13 protein-coding genes are annotated in these 15437 nt (G+C 58.0%); 1 reads left to right on the forward strand and 12 read right to left on the reverse strand.

The features are described 5' to 3' along the window. Positions 1–44 precede the first annotated feature (44 nt). The 3 genes from htpG to HKK57_RS01630 form a co-directional block, all read right to left on the reverse strand. Complete coding sequence (gene htpG / locus HKK57_RS01620) at positions 45–1949, reverse strand: molecular chaperone HtpG (RefSeq protein ID WP_029292695.1); 1905 nt, start codon at positions 1947–1949, stop codon at positions 45–47. An 89-nt stretch (positions 1950–2038) separates the two neighbouring features. Continuing rightward, positions 2039–2503 (reverse strand): PaaI family thioesterase, encoded by a 465-nt coding sequence (locus tag HKK57_RS01625; RefSeq protein WP_029292693.1) that lies wholly within the window; start codon positions 2501–2503, stop codon positions 2039–2041. Continuing rightward, entirely contained in the window at positions 2500–2976 is a 477-nt protein-coding gene (locus HKK57_RS01630) for a PaaI family thioesterase (RefSeq protein ID WP_070995402.1), read from the reverse strand. Before HKK57_RS01630 ends, HKK57_RS01625 begins: the two co-directional genes overlap by 4 nt. A 158-nt stretch (positions 2977–3134) precedes the next feature. On the opposite strand from HKK57_RS01630, the gene HKK57_RS01635 reads away from it, so the two are divergent. After that, on the forward strand, positions 3135–3386 hold the full coding sequence (locus tag HKK57_RS01635) for a hypothetical protein (RefSeq protein WP_029292691.1): 252 nt from the start codon (positions 3135–3137) through the stop codon (positions 3384–3386). A 74-nt stretch (positions 3387–3460) separates the two neighbouring features. Here the strand turns inward: HKK57_RS01635 and HKK57_RS01640 are convergent, their stop codons facing one another. The 9 genes from HKK57_RS01640 to HKK57_RS01680 all read right to left on the reverse strand — a co-directional run bounded on the left by HKK57_RS01640 (position 3461) and on the right by HKK57_RS01680 (position 15436). Continuing rightward, positions 3461–3862: an MAPEG family protein gene (locus tag HKK57_RS01640; protein ID WP_029292690.1), complete on the reverse strand. Its 402-nt coding sequence runs from the start codon at positions 3860–3862 to the stop codon at positions 3461–3463. Next, a complete protein-coding gene (locus tag HKK57_RS01645; protein WP_029292689.1) occupies positions 3859–4599 on the reverse strand; it encodes a DUF599 domain-containing protein in 741 nt (246 codons plus the stop codon). Before HKK57_RS01645 ends, HKK57_RS01640 begins: the two co-directional genes overlap by 4 nt. A gap of 264 nt (positions 4600–4863) precedes the next feature. After that, complete coding sequence (gene brnQ / locus HKK57_RS01650; protein WP_029292687.1) at positions 4864–6177, reverse strand: branched-chain amino acid transport system II carrier protein; 1314 nt, start codon at positions 6175–6177, stop codon at positions 4864–4866. A 411-nt stretch (positions 6178–6588) separates the two neighbouring features. After that, positions 6589–7470, reverse strand: a complete 882-nt coding sequence (gene sucD / locus HKK57_RS01655; RefSeq protein ID WP_070995403.1) for a succinate--CoA ligase subunit alpha — start codon at positions 7468–7470, stop codon at positions 6589–6591. Then, positions 7470–8636: an ADP-forming succinate--CoA ligase subunit beta gene (sucC, locus tag HKK57_RS01660; RefSeq protein WP_003233235.1), complete on the reverse strand. Its 1167-nt coding sequence runs from the start codon at positions 8634–8636 to the stop codon at positions 7470–7472. Before sucC ends, sucD begins: the two co-directional genes overlap by 1 nt. Positions 8637–8840: 204 nt before the next feature. After that, entirely contained in the window at positions 8841–10277 is a 1437-nt protein-coding gene (gene lpdA, locus HKK57_RS01665) for a dihydrolipoyl dehydrogenase (RefSeq protein WP_029292680.1), read from the reverse strand. Between the two features lie 97 nt (positions 10278–10374). After that, positions 10375–11595, reverse strand: coding sequence for a 2-oxoglutarate dehydrogenase complex dihydrolipoyllysine-residue succinyltransferase (odhB, locus tag HKK57_RS01670; RefSeq protein WP_169389694.1), 1221 nt, complete (start codon positions 11593–11595; stop codon positions 10375–10377). A gap of 44 nt (positions 11596–11639) precedes the next feature. After that, positions 11640–14471, reverse strand: coding sequence for a 2-oxoglutarate dehydrogenase E1 component (locus HKK57_RS01675; protein ID WP_070995405.1), 2832 nt, complete (start codon positions 14469–14471; stop codon positions 11640–11642). A gap of 260 nt (positions 14472–14731) precedes the next feature. After that, on the reverse strand, positions 14732–15436 hold the full coding sequence (locus HKK57_RS01680; protein WP_029292674.1) for a succinate dehydrogenase iron-sulfur subunit: 705 nt from the start codon (positions 15434–15436) through the stop codon (positions 14732–14734). Position 15437: the final 1 nt, after the last annotated feature.

The raw sequence follows: 15437 nt of genomic DNA on the forward strand, positions 1-15437 counted from the left end.
CATAACGAAAAACCCCGCCGAAGCGGGGTTTTCTTGCAGCGTTGTTAAACCGACAGTTCAACCAACAGCTTGTTCAGTCGGCGCACATAAGCGGCCGGGTCTTTCAAGCTATCCCCTGCAGCCAGGGCCGCCTGGTCGAAGAGGATGTGCGACAGGTCGCCAAAGCGCTCTTCACTCTGCTCGCCGTCGAGTTTCTCGATCAGCGGGTGAGCCGGGTTGAATTCGAAGATCGGCTTGGAATCCGGCACCTTCTGCCCGCTGGCTTCGAGGATCTGGCGCATCTGCATGCCAAGGTCCTGCTCGCCAATGGCCAGGATCGCCGGGGAATCGGTCAGACGGTGGGAAACCCGCACTTCGCTGACAGCATCGCCCAGGGCGGTCTTGATGCGTTCAACCAGGCCTTCTTTGGACTTGGCCACTTCTTCAGCGGCTTTTTTGTCCTCTTCCGAATCCAGGTTACCCAGGTCCAGGTCACCACGGGCCACGTCGACAAAGGATTTGCCGTCGAACTCGCTGAGATAGCTCATCAGCCACTCGTCGATGCGGTCGGTCAGCAGCAGCACTTCGATGCCTTTCTTGCGGAAGACTTCCAGGTGCGGGCTGTTCTTGACCTGGGCGTACGTTTCGCCAGTCAGGTAGTAGATCTTGTCCTGACCTTCCTTGGCGCGCGCCAGGTACTCGGCCAGGGACACAACCTGCTCGCCGTCTTCACCTTGAGTCGAGGCAAAACGCAGCAGGCCGGCGATTTTTTCCTTGTTGGCAAAATCTTCCGCCGGGCCTTCTTTCATGACCTGGCCGAAGTTTTTCCAGAAGCCTTTGTATTGCTCAGGCTCGTTCTTCGCCAGCTTTTCCAGCATGTCCAGCACACGCTTGGTCAACGCCGACTTCATGGAGTCGATGATCGGGTCTTTCTGCAGGATTTCCCGCGACACGTTCAGCGACAGGTCGTTGGAGTCCACCACGCCCTTGATAAAGCGCAGGTACAGCGGCAGGAAGGACTCCGCCTGATCCATCACGAATACGCGCTGTACGTACAGCTTCAGGCCCTTGGGCGCTTCGCGCTGGTACAGGTCGAACGGAGCACGGGCCGGGACGTACAGCAGCGAGCTGTATTCCAGCTTGCCTTCAACCTTGTTGTGGCTCCAGCTCAGCGGGTTTTCGTAGTCATGGGCGATGTGCTTGTAGAACTCCTGGTATTCCTCGTCCTTCACTTCAGTACGCGGACGGGTCCACAGGGCGCTGGCGCGGTTGACCACTTCCCATTCCTGGGCTGGGGTCTCCTCGCCTTCGACAGCCGCTTGTTCTTTCGGCAATTCGATGGGCAGCGCGATATGGTCGGAGTACTTCTTGATGATGTTGCGCAGGCGCCAGCCATCGGCGAATTCGTCTTCACCGGCCTTGAGGTGCAGCACGATGCGGGTACCGCGGTCAGCCTTATCAACGGTGGCGATTTCGAATTCGCCCTCGCCTTTGGAGGACCAGTGCACGCCTTCACTGGCATCAAGACCGGCGCGACGGCTGAATACTTCAACTTTGTCGGCGACGATAAAGGCCGAATAGAAGCCCACGCCGAACTGGCCGATCAGGTGCGAATCTTTCTTCTGGTCGCCCGAGAGGTTCTTCATGAAATCGGCGGTGCCGGATTTGGCGATGGTGCCCAAATGGGTAATCGCGTCTTCACGGCTCATGCCGATGCCGTTGTCTTCGAGGGTGACGGTCTTGGCGTCTTTGTCGAAGCTCACACGGATTTTCAGTTCCGCGCCACCTTCCAGCAACTCAGGCTTGGACAGGGCTTCGAAACGTAATTTGTCGACAGCGTCAGAGGCGTTCGAGATCAATTCGCGAAGGAAGATTTCCTTGTTGGAATACAGCGAATGGATCATGAGGTGCAGCAGCTGCTTCACCTCGGTCTGGAAGCCCAGGGTTTCCTTTTGAGTTTCCACACTCATGGTCATCAAACTCCAATTGGATGGCAGTGGCCGCGCCCGAGAGGGTTGGCGGCGGGTTGTCATCAAAGTTGGGGGCTAAGACCAGGATTTCAAGGGTGGCCCTGCTCCTGAATCTTGAAATGCGCACGAGCGGTGGCGATAGGCTCGGCCGGGGTGCTTTGCCAGGCGGTGATTGCCACATTGGCCACACGCCGTCCCTGACGCCATACCTGGCAGGTGGCGTAAGTGTCGCGAAACTGCCCGGCCCGCAGGTAATCCAGGGAAAAATCGACGATCTTGGGCAGGCCTTTTTCAACCCCCGGGGCCTCCGTGGCCACCCATAGATGAAAGGCCGCCGACAACTCCATAAAGCCTGCGATCACGCCACCATGGATAGCTGGCAATATCGGGTTACCAATATTGTCCTTGTTGGCCGGCATGCGGAACAACAACTCATCCCCCAGGCGCGTGCACTCGACGCCGATCAGTCGGGCGTAGGGAATCAGCTCGAGCAACGCCTTATAGTCGCCGCGTTGGTGGGCCTGCTGCATCCGGGTCTTGAATTGATGGGTCATGCCTGTTCTCCCTTGATGCTGCTGCCCAATCCCTTGGTACCCTTCAACCGTTTGCCCATACGCATGAACGTACCCACCACATGGGCAATCGGCTGCTGGGGGTCGTCCTGGTAAGCAAAACCACGGGTGAAAATCACGTCACTGGTCACTCGATAACATTGGGCAAAGCCGAACACCGTCTTGTGGGGTTCGGCCGGGTGCATGTAGTCAATGCGCAGATCCAGGGTCGGGCAGACCTCGAACTCCGGCAACACGCACAGGGTTGCCATGCCACAAGCGGTGTCCATCAGCGAGGTCAAGGCGCCGCCATGGATGATCCCGGTTTGTGGGTCGCCGACGATCTGCGGGCTGTAGGGCAAGCGCAGGGTCATGCCCTCGGCGTTCGCATCATGCACCTCGATGCCCAGCACCTGACAGTGACGCAGGGCCGAGACAAACCGTGCGGCACGCTCTAAAAGGGGGCTATCGGTCATTGGATAAAGACTCTTATTAGTAGTGATCCGGCGAAAGAAATACCCCGGAAGAAAGTTCCTTGGCGAAACGTCTTATATATCTGTGGGATTAAAGGAACTAATGCAGGCACCCCATGCTCGAAAGGCCAGTAGATATCTTCAATAAGGAGAAACACCCCATGCGCAAGACTTTCGCTGTTTCCTTGATGTTGGCTGCCGCCCTTGGCCTCGCTGCCTGCGATAAAAAATCCGAGGACAAAGCTCAGGATGCCAACCAGCATGCTGAACAAGCTCAAGAAAAAATGAGCGAAGCTCAGGATAAAGTGAACGACGCTGCAAAAGAAAACGCCGAAGCCGCCAAAGCCCAAGCTGAATCTGACGCAGCCGCCGCTAAAGAAGCTGCTCCAGCTACACCTGCAACCGGTTCCTGATACCGCGGTTTAAATACCATGTTGCAAAAGAAAGCCCGCTTAAATAGCGGGCTTTACTTTGTGCGGGACTTTTATCAGATCAGCAAAGTGCGAAATGTAGGACTAACCATCAACAATAGTGAGCACAGCAACCCCACCAACCACACCAGGCTGCGTTGCCAGGCCAAGTCGGCCCAATAGCAGGCCAGATAGATTACCCGCGCAATCACAAAGATGATCGCCAGCCAGTCAATCAGGTAGCCCTGGGTCTGGGTGGTATGAGCCATCAAGACTCCCACCGCAAACAAGATAAAAGCTTCAAAACTGTTTTGATGCGCAGCCACTGCCCGCGCGCCGAAGCCGGTCAACTGCGCCTGTTGGTGGCGTGGAAGGTGGTTGTCATACCCCCCCTGCTCTTTCATGGCCTTGCCCACCGGCATGCGTGCCACGAAAATCAGCAGTGCGCTGATAAATACACACCAGAACGGAATACTCACGATATTGCCTCCTTGGGCGCTTCAGGCATCGGTGCCTCTGTAGGGGTATAGACCATCACCTCCAGAACGTCAGAATGAAATTCGCGCCGGTACAGTACCAGCACCACCCCGCTGCTCATCAGCATGAACAGCCAGGGGCTGACAAACCAGGCAAGCATGGTCATGCCGAAGTAATAGGAACGCAGACCGAAGTTGAACTGGTTGGCAGCCATCGAGATCACCCGCGCCGCCCGCGAGGCAAACGCCTTGCGCTCCTGCTCGGAGACGTGACGCTCACCGACCATCGGCGCCGAGCCAATCAGGATCGCCGCGAAGTTGTACTGGCGCATGCACCAACTGAAAGTAAAGAAGGCATAGACAAACACCAGGGCCAGGCACAGCAGCTTGATCTCCGACATGCCCTGGGATGCCTGTTGCACCATGGGAATGTCCGCCAGCAGCGATACCGCGCGCTCCGAAGCCCCCAGCACGGTGAGGATACCGGCGAGGATGATCAGGGTACTGGAGGCGAAGAACGAGGCGTTGCGCTCCAGGTTACCGATCACACTGGCGTCGGCGATGCGGTTGTCCCGCAGGAGCATGCGGCGCATCCAGTCCTCGCGATACAGGTGCAACACACTGGCAAGACAAGCAGTGTCCCGGGCTTTCCAGCTGGCGTAGCGGGTATAGCCGCCCCAGCAGATGACGAACCATAGCGCGGCAAGCAAGTGAATCAGGTTGGCTTCGACGAACGACATGCGGGGCCTCTGAACAATAGGGCTGGCTAACTCGGTCAATGTCGGCGCTGGCTTGCCGGCGATGGCGTCCTTTCAGTCAGTATCAGGCCGACCGATATACCGCTATCGCTGGCAAGCCGGCTCCTACACCAACCGCGCTTGAGCTTTAGAATTGCGTACCCGTTCGACGTTAGCCCACAAAAAAAGACACTGCCCATCGCCCATAAAAAATGCCCCGGATCGATTGATACGGGGCATTTCGATGTCAGCGTGTAACGGGGCGCTTTAGGCGATGGCTTCGCTGCGTTTGCCCAGCATACGGTCAACCCCGAATGCGGCCACCAGGGTAATCACACAAGGCACCAGCCATGCCAGGCCTTGTTCGCTCAATGGCAGGTTAGCCATTTGTGCAGGCATCCAACCGGCCAGGCCGGCACCCTTGAGCGCGTCGATGGTACCGAAGATGAACGACACCAGCATCACCGGGCCAAGGATGCGGCCATGCTCATGCCAGAAGTCCTTGCAGAAGCTCAGGGCCACCAGGACGATGCACGGCGGGTAGATGGCGGTCAGGACCGGGATCGAGAACGCGATCAGCTTGGTCAGGCCCAGGTTGGAGACCAACAGCGAGAACGCCGCCAGGATCACTACCAGGGTCTTGTAGGACAGTGGCAGTACCCGGCTGAAGTACTCGGCGCAGGCACAGGTCAGGCCCACCGCCGTGACCAGGCACGCCAGGGAGATCAGCACGGCGAGGAAACCGCTGCCCAGGGAGCCGAAGGTGTGTTGCACATAAGCGTGCAATACCGCCGCGCCGTTGGCTGCGCCGGCGGCCACTTCATGGCTGCCCGAACCGAGGCGGAACAGGCTGATGTACACCAGCGCCAGGCCCACACCGGCAATCAGCCCGGCAATGATTGCGTAGCGGGTGATCAACTGTGGAGACTCGACGCCACGGGAGCGAATGGCATTGACGATGACGATGCCAAACACCAGCGCGCCCAGGGTATCCATGGTCAGGTAGCCATTGATGAAGCCTTGGGAAAACGGTGCGGCGACGTACTCAGGCGTAGCAACGCCGATATCACCCGCAGGCAAAGCAAAGGCCGCGATACCCAGTACCGCCAGCGCAATGATCTTCAATGGCGCGAGGAAACGGCCGACGGTATCCAGCAGGCGCCCTGGGTACAGGGAGATGAAGAACACCAGCAGGAAGTACACCGAGCTGTAGAGGAACAGGGCCAGCGGGCTTTCACCGGTCAATGGCGCCAGGCCTACTTCGAACGAGACCGTTGCAGTACGTGGCGTGGCGAACAGCGGGCCGACAGCCAGGTAGCACGCTGCAGCCAGGATGCCACCGGCGACCTTGCCGATGGGGCTGCTCAATGCGTCCATGCCACCGCCGACCTTGGCCAGGGCGATGACCGTGACGACCGGCAGGCCGACCGCAGTGATCAGGAAGCCCAGTGCTGCCATCCAGACATGAGGCCCGGACTGCAAACCGACGATAGGCGGGAAGATGATGTTGCCGGCGCCCACGAACAGGGCAAAAGTCATAAAGCCCAACGCCAGGATGTCCTGGCTTTTCAACACTTTCATTTGAGGAAATACCACACTACTGAATCGGAATTTAGAGAGGGATTCCCTATGGATGAGGGAAATGCTACCGGCCCTTATGGGGACCGGCCGGTCTAGCACGCGGCTTCCTTTTGGGATGCGGGCGCATAAAGAGGCGACTAGCGTACAGAATTTGCCTGACAAACGCACTGTTGCGGGGCGCACTGTCCGATAAGCGACACTTTGATGTCGCGTTTTCATACTTAACTTAACAATGCAGTCCACTGTGGGAGCTGGCTTGCCTGCGATGCAGACGGCGCGGTAATACAGGCAAGCCGAGGTGATGCAATCGCAGGCAAGCCAGCTCCCACAATGGACCGCGTCATCCCCAGAATGCACAAAGGCCACCCGAAGGTGGCCTTTGTGTGGTGAAGCGTCAGCTAAGCGCGAGGCTTACTTGATCGCCCAACCTGTCAGCTCGGACAAAGCCTTGCCGATGTCTGCCAGCGAACGCACGGTTTTCACGCCTGCGTCTTCCAGGGCAGCAAACTTCTCGTCTGCAGTGCCCTTGCCGCCAGAGATGATTGCGCCAGCATGGCCCATGCGCTTGCCCGCAGGGGCAGTCACACCAGCGATGTAGGAAACAACCGGCTTGGTCACGTGTGCCTTGATGTAGGCAGCCGCTTCTTCTTCAGCCGAACCGCCGATCTCACCGATCATGACGATCGCTTCGGTCTTCGGGTCTTCCTGGAACAGTTTCAGGATGTCGATGAAGTTCGAGCCTGGGATCGGGTCACCGCCGATGCCGACGCAAGTCGACTGACCGAAACCGGCGTCAGTGGTCTGCTTCACAGCTTCGTAGGTCAGGGTGCCGGAACGGGAAACGATACCGACTTTGCCTGGCAAGTGAATGTGACCTGGCATGATGCCGATCTTGCATTCGCCTGGGGTGATCACGCCTGGGCAGTTAGGGCCGATCAGGGTAACACCCAGCTCGTCGCACTTAACTTTAGCGTCCAGCATGTCCAGGGTAGGAATGCCTTCGGTGATGCACACGATCAGCTTGATGCCGCCGAATGCCGCTTCCAGGATGGAGTCCTTGCAGAAAGGAGCTGGAACGTAGATCACGCTGGCGGTAGCGCCAGTTTGAGCAACAGCCTCTTTCACGGTGTTGAACACTGGCAGACCCAGGTGCTCGGTGCCGCCTTTGCCTGGAGTTACGCCGCCAACCATCTTGGTGCCGTATTCGATGGCTTGCTCGGTGTGGAAGCTACCTTGCGAACCGGTAATACCCTGGCAGATAACTTTGGTGTCTTTATTGATCAGGACGCTCATTATTTGCCCTCCGCAGCTTTGACAACTTGTTGAGCAGCGTCGGTCAGGCTGGTAGCAGCGATGATGTTCAAACCGCTTTCTGCCAGTACTTTAGCGCCCAGTTCAGCGTTGTTACCTTCAAGGCGTACAACAACCGGGATTTTCACGCCGACTTCTTTCACTGCACCGATGATGCCTTCGGCAATCATGTCGCAACGAACGATGCCGCCGAAGATGTTGACCAGTACTGCAGCGACGTTGGAGTCGGACAGGATGATCTTGAACGCTTCGGTAACGCGTTCTTTGGTAGCACCACCGCCCACGTCGAGGAAGTTGGCTGGCTTGCCGCCATGCAGATTGACGATGTCCATGGTACCCATGGCCAGGCCAGCACCGTTGACCATGCAACCGATGTTACCTTCCAGGGCTACGTAGTTCAGTTCGAACTTGGCAGCGTGCGCTTCGCGCGGATCGTCTTGCGACGGATCGTGGAAAGTCTTCAGCTTAGGCTGACGGTACATGGCGTTGGCGTCGATGTTGATCTTGGCGTCGAGGCAATGCAGATCGCCGTCAGCCTTGATCACCAGCGGGTTCACTTCCAGCAGGGCCAGATCGTGATCCTGGAACAGTTTGGCCAGACCTACGAAGATCTTGGCGAACTGGGCAACTTGCTTGCCTTCCAGACCCAGCTGGAAAGCCAGCTCGCGACCCTGGAATGGCTGAGCGCCAACCAGTGGATCGATAGTGGCCTTGAGAATTTTTTCTGGGGTTTCGTGAGCGATCTTCTCGATGTCCACGCCACCTTCGGTGGAAGCCATGAACACGATGCGACGGCTAGAACGGTCAACGACAGCGCCCAGGTACAGCTCTTTAGCGATATCAGTGCACGATTCAACCAGGATCTTGGTGACTGGCTGGCCATTGGCGTCAGTCTGGTAAGTCACCAGACGCTTGCCCAGCCACTGCTGTGCGAAGGCCTTGGCGTCTTCTTTGCTGCGAACCAGCTTAACGCCGCCCGCTTTACCGCGACCACCAGCGTGGACCTGGGCTTTGACAACCCACTCGGTGCCGCCGATTTTGTCGCAAGCTTCTGCTGCTGCTTCCGGGGTGTCTACTGCGTAGCCCTTGGAAACTGGCAGGCCGTATTCAGCGAACAGCTGCTTACCCTGATACTCGTGAAGATTCATGCTTTTTACCGTCTTCGTTAGGTACTGCGCATTCGGCGCTGCGCTCATTATGAGTGCCGCGCCACCTGTGACTGCTGCTCGCACAACTTGCCGAACTTAAGCCCGGTCAAGCTGCACAAGACTGCGTCCAGCGGATATTCCGCGGTGAGTCTTGCGCGCAAGGCTCACGACGGGCAACTCCGCCGTGGTTTCTTATTATCTCGCTTAGCGCTTCTTGCGGTTGGCGATGTGGATGGCGCCGCCATTCACAGCCAACGCTGCTTCGTGCAACGCTTCGGACAGGGTCGGATGGGAGAAGACCATCATGCCCAGGTCTTCGGCACTGGTGCCGAATTCCATACCGATAGCGCCCTGCTGAACCAGTTCTGCAGCGCTTGGGCCAATCACGTGGACGCCCAATACGCGGTCAGTCTTGGCATCAGCGATGACTTTGACAAAACCGCCAGTGTCGTTCGCTGCCATGGCACGGCCAGAAGCGGCAAACGGGAAGGTGCCGACGTTAACTTCAACGCCTTCAGCTTTCAACTGCTGTTCGTTCTTACCAACCCATGCAATTTCCGGGTGGGTGTAGATAACCGAAGGGATCAGGTCGTAGTTCATCTGGGTCTTGTGACCCTTGATGCGCTCAACCACCATGATGCCTTCTTCGGATGCCTTGTGTGCCAGCATCATGCCGCGAACCACGTCACCAATGGCATAGACGCCAGGAACGGTGGTAGCGCAGTGATCGTCGACATGCACAAAGCCACGCTCGTCGATGGTCACGCCGCTGTCGGAAGCCAGCAGATCAGTGGTCACTGGACGGCGACCAACGGCAACGATCAGCTTGTCGAAAGTGATGGTCTGTTCGCCATCCTTGTCGGTGTAGGTCACGACAACTTCTTCGCCGTTGACTTTCGAACCGGTCACGCGAGCGCCCAGCTTGATGTCCAGACCTTGTTTGGTCAGGGTTTTCAGCGCTTCTTTGGACACTGCGGTGTCGGCAGCCAGCAGGAACGTGTCCAGGGCTTCCAGCACGGTCACTTCGGAACCCAGGCGGGACCAGACCGAACCCAGTTCCAGGCCGATAACACCAGCGCCGATCACACCCAGGCGTTTTGGTACCGATTGGAATTCCAGGGCGCCGGTCGAATCAACGATCACGTTCTGGTCAACTGGAGCCGGTGGAATATCGATCGGACGCGAACCTGGAGCCAGGATCACGTTTTCGGCTTCGATGATTTCGGTCGAACCGTCTGGCTTGGTGATTTCAACTTTCTTGCCGGCCAGCAGTTTGCCGTGACCTTGCAGGGAAGTGACGCCATTGGCCTTGAACAGGGTAGCAACGCCAGAGGTCAGGCCTTTGACGATGTTGGCCTTGCGGCCGACCATTGCTGGCACGTCCATGGTCACGCCAGCGTGGTTGATGCCGTGGATGGCAAAACCGTCCTGGGCTTCGTGGAATTTCCAGGAGCTGTCCAGCAGCGCCTTGGAAGGAATGCAACCCACGTTCAGGCAAGTACCGCCCAGCGCCAGTTTGCCTTCCTTGTCAGTGTATTTTTCGATGCAAGCAGTCGAGAGGCCCAGTTGAGCGGCCTTGATGGCGGCAACGTAGCCGCCAGGGCCCGCACCAATCACTACAACGTCAAATTTCTGCGACATGAAAAAAAATCCTCTTTAGCAAAAAAGCTTCAAGCCCGAGCCACAAGCCAGGCTGCAATTGTCTGCAGCTTGAAACTTGCGGCTCACGGCCGCCTTATCAGATATCCAGCAGCAGACGAGCTGGATCTTCCAGCAGGTTCTTGATGGTCACCAGGAAAGTCACGGCTTCTTTACCATCGATCAGGCGGTGATCGTAGGACAGTGCCAGGTACATCATCGGACGAATCACGACTTGGCCATTGATGGCCATAGGACGCTGGATGATGTTGTGCATGCCCAGGATCGCGGCTTGCGGCGGGTTGACGATCGGGGTCGACATCATCGAACCGAAAGTACCACCGTTGGTGATCGTGAAGGTACCGCCGGTCATCTCGTCGATGGTCAGCTTGCCGTCACGGGCTTTCTTGCCGAAGCCAGCGATGCCGCCTTCGATTTCAGCCAGGCTCATCAGCTCGGCGTTACGCAGGACCGGTACCACCAGGCCACGGTCGCTGGAGACGGCAACGCCGACGTCCGCATAGCCGTGGTAAACGATGTCGCTGCCGTCGATGGAAGCGTTGACTGCCGGGAAGCGCTTGAGTGCTTCGGTGGCCGCTTTCACGAAGAACGACATGAAGCCCAGGCGCACGCCATTGTGGGACTTCTCGAACAGGTCCTTGTACTTCGAACGCAGGGCCATGACTTCAGTCATGTCGACTTCGTTGAAAGTGGTCAGCATCGCCATGTTCGACTGTGCTTCAACCAGGCGCTTGGCCACGGTGGCACGAACGCGGGTCATCGGTACGCGCTTCTCGGTGCGGTCGCCAGCGGCGAACACAGGAGCAGCGGCAGCCGGGGCAGCAGCCTTGGCAGGTGCGGCAGCTGGAGCGTTTTTCTTGGCTTCAACCGCGGCAACCACGTCTTCCTTGGTCACACGGCCGTCTTTGCCGGTTCCTTTGATGGAAGCCAGGTTGATGCCGTTTTCTTCAGCCAGCTGACGCGCAGCCGGTGCAGCGATTGGATCTTCACCACCAGCGGCCGGAGCGGCAGCAGCAGGTGCGGCAGCCGCAGCAGCGGCGGCTGGAGCAGCGGCAGCAGCGCTGCCCGCTTCGATCGAGCCCAGGACCTGGTTGGACAGGACGGTTGCGCCCTCTTCGGCAACGATGGCACCCAGGACGCCGTCGGCTTCGGCCAACACTTCCAGGACGACCTTGTCAGTCTCGATGTCGACGATCAGGTCGTCACGCTTGACGGCCTCGCCTGGTTTCTTGTGCCAGGTGGCAACGGTGCCATCGGCAACCGATTCCGGGAATGACGGGGCTTTGATTTCGATAGCCATTATCTGTGGGTCCTTAAAATTCGGTTTCAGTCAGCGCGAAGGCGTTAAACAGTGAAAGCATCTTGCAGCAGTTTTTCCTGCTGCTCGGCGTGCATCGATGCATAACCACAAGCAGGTGCAGCAGAAGCATCACGACCGGCGTACTCCAGGCCCAGGGCCTTGTTGTGGTTGCCGATGCTGCGACGCAGGTGATGCTGGCTGCTGTACCACGCGCCCTGGTTCATCGGTTCTTCCTGACACCACACCACATTGGTGAGGTTGGTGTAAGGCGCGATGGCCTCCATCAGGTCGTCTTCCGGGAACGGGTAAAGCTGCTCGATACGCACGATGGCGATGTCTTCGCGGCCTTCGGCACGACGTTTTTCCAGCAAGTCGTAGTAAACCTTGCCGCTGCACAGGATCAGGCGAGTGACCTTGGCCGCGTCCAGGGTGTCGATTTCCGGAATAACGGTCTGGAACGAACCATCGGCCAGATCTTCCAGGGTCGAGATGGCCAATTTGTGACGCAACAGCGATTTCGGAGTCAGCACTACCAACGGCTTGCGCAGCGGGCGGATCACCTGACGACGCAGCAAGTGGTAGATCTGGGCCGGGGTAGTCGGCACGCACACCTGGATATTGTGCTCGGCGCACAATTGCAGGTAACGCTCCAGACGGGCCGAGGAGTGCTCCGGACCCTGACCTTCATAACCGTGTGGCAGCAACATGGTCAGACCGCACAGACGGCCCCACTTGTGCTCGCCGCTGGTGATGAACTGGTCGATAACCACCTGGGCACCGTTGGCGAAGTCGCCGAACTGGGCTTCCCAGATCACCAGCGCGTTTGGCGTGGTGGTCGAGTAACCGTATTCGAACGCCAGCACGGCTTCTTCGGACAGGAACGAATCGTACAGGTCGAAACGTGGCTGGCCTTCATACAGGTGCTGCAACGGGATGTAGGTGCCCGCGTCTTTCTGGTTGTGCAATACCGCGTGACGGTGCGAGAACGTACCACGGCCGATGTCCTGGCCGGTCATGCGGATCGGGTGACCTTCGAACGCCAGGGTCGCGTACGCCATGGTTTCGGCATAACCCCAGTTGATCGGCAGGCCGCCGGCTTGCATCTTCTGACGGTCTTCGTAGATCTTCGCAACCTGGCGCTGTACTACGAAGCCTTCTGGAATTTCCAGCAGCTTGGCGGACAGTTCCTGCAGGGTCTTCAGATCGAACGAGGTGTCGTGACGCGCAGTCCAGGCGTGGCCCAGGTACGGGCGCCAGTCCACGAACAGCTCTTTGTTCGGCTCTTTGACCAGGCTTTTTACTACATGCAGACCGTTGTCCAGCGCGTTGCGGTATTCATCGATTTTCGCCTGAACACGCGCTTCATCCAGCACGCCGGCCTTGGTCAGGCTTTCGGCGTACAGCTCACGGGTGGTGCGCTGCTTGGTGATCTGCTGGTACATCAACGGTTGGGTGCCGCTAGGCTCATCCGCTTCGTTGTGACCGCGACGGCGGTAGCAAACCAGGTCGATGACCACGTCACGCTTGAACTGCATGCGGTAGTCAATGGCCAGTTGGGTCACGAACAATACGGCTTCCGGATCATCGCCATTCACATGGAGGATCGGCGCCTGGATCATCTTGGCAACGTCGGTCGCGTACTCGGTAGAGCGCGCGTCCAGCGGGTTGCTGATAGTGAAGCCAACCTGGTTGTTGATGACGATGTGAACCGTACCGCCGGTCTTGAAGCCGCGGGTCTGCGACATCTGGAACGTTTCCAGGACCACGCCTTGACCGGCGAATGCCGCGTCACCGTGGATGGAAATCGGCAGGACCTTCTCACCGGTGGAATCGTTGCGACGATCCTGGCGAGCACGTACCGAACCCTCGACCACTGGAGAAACGATTTCCAGGTGGGATGGGTTGAACGCCATGGCCAGGTGAACTTCACCGCCGGTGGTCATCACGTTGGACGAGAAGCCCTGGTGGTACTTGACGTCACCGGAACCCAGCTCGACCTTCTTCTTGCCTTCGAACTCGTCGAACAGCTCGCGTGGGTTCTTGCCGAAGGTGTTGACCAACACGTTCAGGCGACCACGGTGAGCCATGCCGATCACGATTTCCTTGGTACCGTAGGAACCGGAACGCTGGATCAGTTCGTCGAGCATCGGAATCAGGCTTTCGCCGCCTTCCAGGCCGAAACGCTTGGTGCCCGGGTATTTGGTGCCCAGGTATTTTTCCAGGCCTTCGGCAGCGGTTACGCGCTCAAGCAGGTGGCCACGCACATCGGCGGACAGCACCGGACGGCCACGCACGCCTTCCAGGCGATGCTGGAACCAGTGACGCTGCTCGGAATCGGTGATATGCGTAAATTCAGCGCCGATGGTGCGGCAATATGTCTGCTGCAACGCTTCGTGAATTTCGCGTAGGCTCGCTTCCTCTTTGCCGATGAACAGGTCGCCGGCACGGAAAATCGTATCAAGATCGGCATTGGTCAAGCCGTAGTGATTGATCGACAGGTCTGCAGGTGCAGGACGCTGCCACAGCCCCAGCGGGTCAAGCTGGGCTGCCTGGTGGCCACGCATACGGTAGGCCTGGATCAGTCGCAGTACTTCAACTTGCTTCTTCTCGTGCTCACTGCTCACGCTCCCGGCGGAAACCGGTTGGGCGCGGCGCTGGTTCTTTGCCAGCAGCACAAATTGATCGCGAATTGTTGCATGCGATACATCGGTGGCAGCGTTGCCGTCTGAAGACAACGTCTGAAATTTGGTGCGCCATTCTTCTGGCACAGCGTTAGGGTCGTGCAGGTAGAGCTCATAAAGCTCTTCCACATAGGCAGCGTTACCACCTGAAAGATAGCCGCTGTTCCACATGCGCTGCATCACGCTTTCTTGCATGCTTGGTCACCCTCGATTTGGGGACACCACCGGCGAAAACACCGAGTTTGCTTGCAAAAGGCCAAGTGCAGCGACCAAAACAAGCCACTTAGGATCACGCTGATAGTTCGGGTACCAACCCGAATGCCCCTGCTTGTCTCATTTCTTCAAAATAAGAGCTGCGGCTTTGTAAGTCGCTGCTCAAGTTAAAACTACGGCGCCGGTTGAAGCCTGCGCCGTAGCATTTACGGGCACAACGGTCCTGCTTTTGCTACAACGTCTTACACGCCGCTTTGCAGCAGCATATTACGGATGTGACCAATGGCCTTAGTCGGGTTCAGGCCTTTGGGACATACGTTGACGCAGTTCATGATCCCGCGGCAGCGGAATACGCTGAACGGGTCATCCAGTGAAGCCAGACGCTCGGACGTCTTGGTGTCACGGCTGTCTGCCAGGAAGCGATAGGCTTGCAGCAGTGCAGCTGGACCCAGGAACTTGTCCGGGTTCCACCAGAAGGACGGGCAAGAGGTCGAGCAGCAAGCGCACAGGATGCACTCGTACAGACCGTCGAGCTTCTCGCGCTCTTCCGGGGACTGCAGACGCTCGATGGCCGGAGCCGGCGTGTCGTTCTGCAGGAATGGCTTAACCTTCTCGTATTGCTTGTAGAAGATGCTCATATCGACGACCAGGTCACGGATAACCGGCAAACCTGGCAATGGACGGACAACGAGCTTGCCTTTCTTGACCACGGCAGACAGCGGCGTAACACACGCCAGGCCGTTTTTGCCGTTGATGTTCATGCCGTCGGAACCGCAGACGCCTTCACGGCAAGAGCGACGATAGGAGAAACCTTCGTCCTGCTCTTTGATCAGGGCCAGCACATCCAGCACCATCAGGTCTTTACCACCGGTATCGACCTCAAATTCCTGCATGAACGGCGCAGCGTCCTGATCAGGGTTGTAGCGATAAACACTGACTTTCAACATG

Source organism: Pseudomonas sp. ADAK21, assembly GCF_012935735.1.
Lineage (GTDB): Bacteria > Pseudomonadota > Gammaproteobacteria > Pseudomonadales > Pseudomonadaceae > Aquipseudomonas > Aquipseudomonas proteolytica.

Bases quoted from the DNA above. Each gene is read 5' to 3' on its own strand.
- htpG (WP_029292695.1), bottom strand. From the start codon at position 1,949: ATGAGTGTGGAAACTCAAAAGGAAACCCTGGGCTTCCAGACCGAGGTG.
- HKK57_RS01630 (WP_070995402.1), bottom strand. From the start codon at position 2,976: ATGACCGATAGCCCCCTTTTAGAGCGTGCCGCACGGTTTGTCTCGGCC.
- HKK57_RS01635 (WP_029292691.1), top strand. From the start codon at position 3,135: ATGCGCAAGACTTTCGCTGTTTCCTTGATGTTGGCTGCCGCCCTTGGC.
- HKK57_RS01645 (WP_029292689.1), bottom strand. From the start codon at position 4,599: ATGTCGTTCGTCGAAGCCAACCTGATTCACTTGCTTGCCGCGCTATGG.
- HKK57_RS01675 (WP_070995405.1), bottom strand. From the start codon at position 14,471: ATGCAAGAAAGCGTGATGCAGCGCATGTGGAACAGCGGCTATCTTTCA.
- brnQ (WP_029292687.1), bottom strand. From the start codon at position 6,177: ATGAAAGTGTTGAAAAGCCAGGACATCCTGGCGTTGGGCTTTATGACT.
- sucD (WP_070995403.1), bottom strand. From the start codon at position 7,470: ATGAGCGTCCTGATCAATAAAGACACCAAAGTTATCTGCCAGGGTATT.
- HKK57_RS01625 (WP_029292693.1), bottom strand. From the start codon at position 2,503: ATGACCCATCAATTCAAGACCCGGATGCAGCAGGCCCACCAACGCGGC.
- HKK57_RS01680 (WP_029292674.1), bottom strand. From the start codon at position 15,436: ATGTTGAAAGTCAGTGTTTATCGCTACAACCCTGATCAGGACGCTGCG.
- odhB (WP_169389694.1), bottom strand. From the start codon at position 11,595: ATGGCTATCGAAATCAAAGCCCCGTCATTCCCGGAATCGGTTGCCGAT.
- lpdA (WP_029292680.1), bottom strand. From the start codon at position 10,277: ATGTCGCAGAAATTTGACGTTGTAGTGATTGGTGCGGGCCCTGGCGGC.
- sucC (WP_003233235.1), bottom strand. From the start codon at position 8,636: ATGAATCTTCACGAGTATCAGGGTAAGCAGCTGTTCGCTGAATACGGC.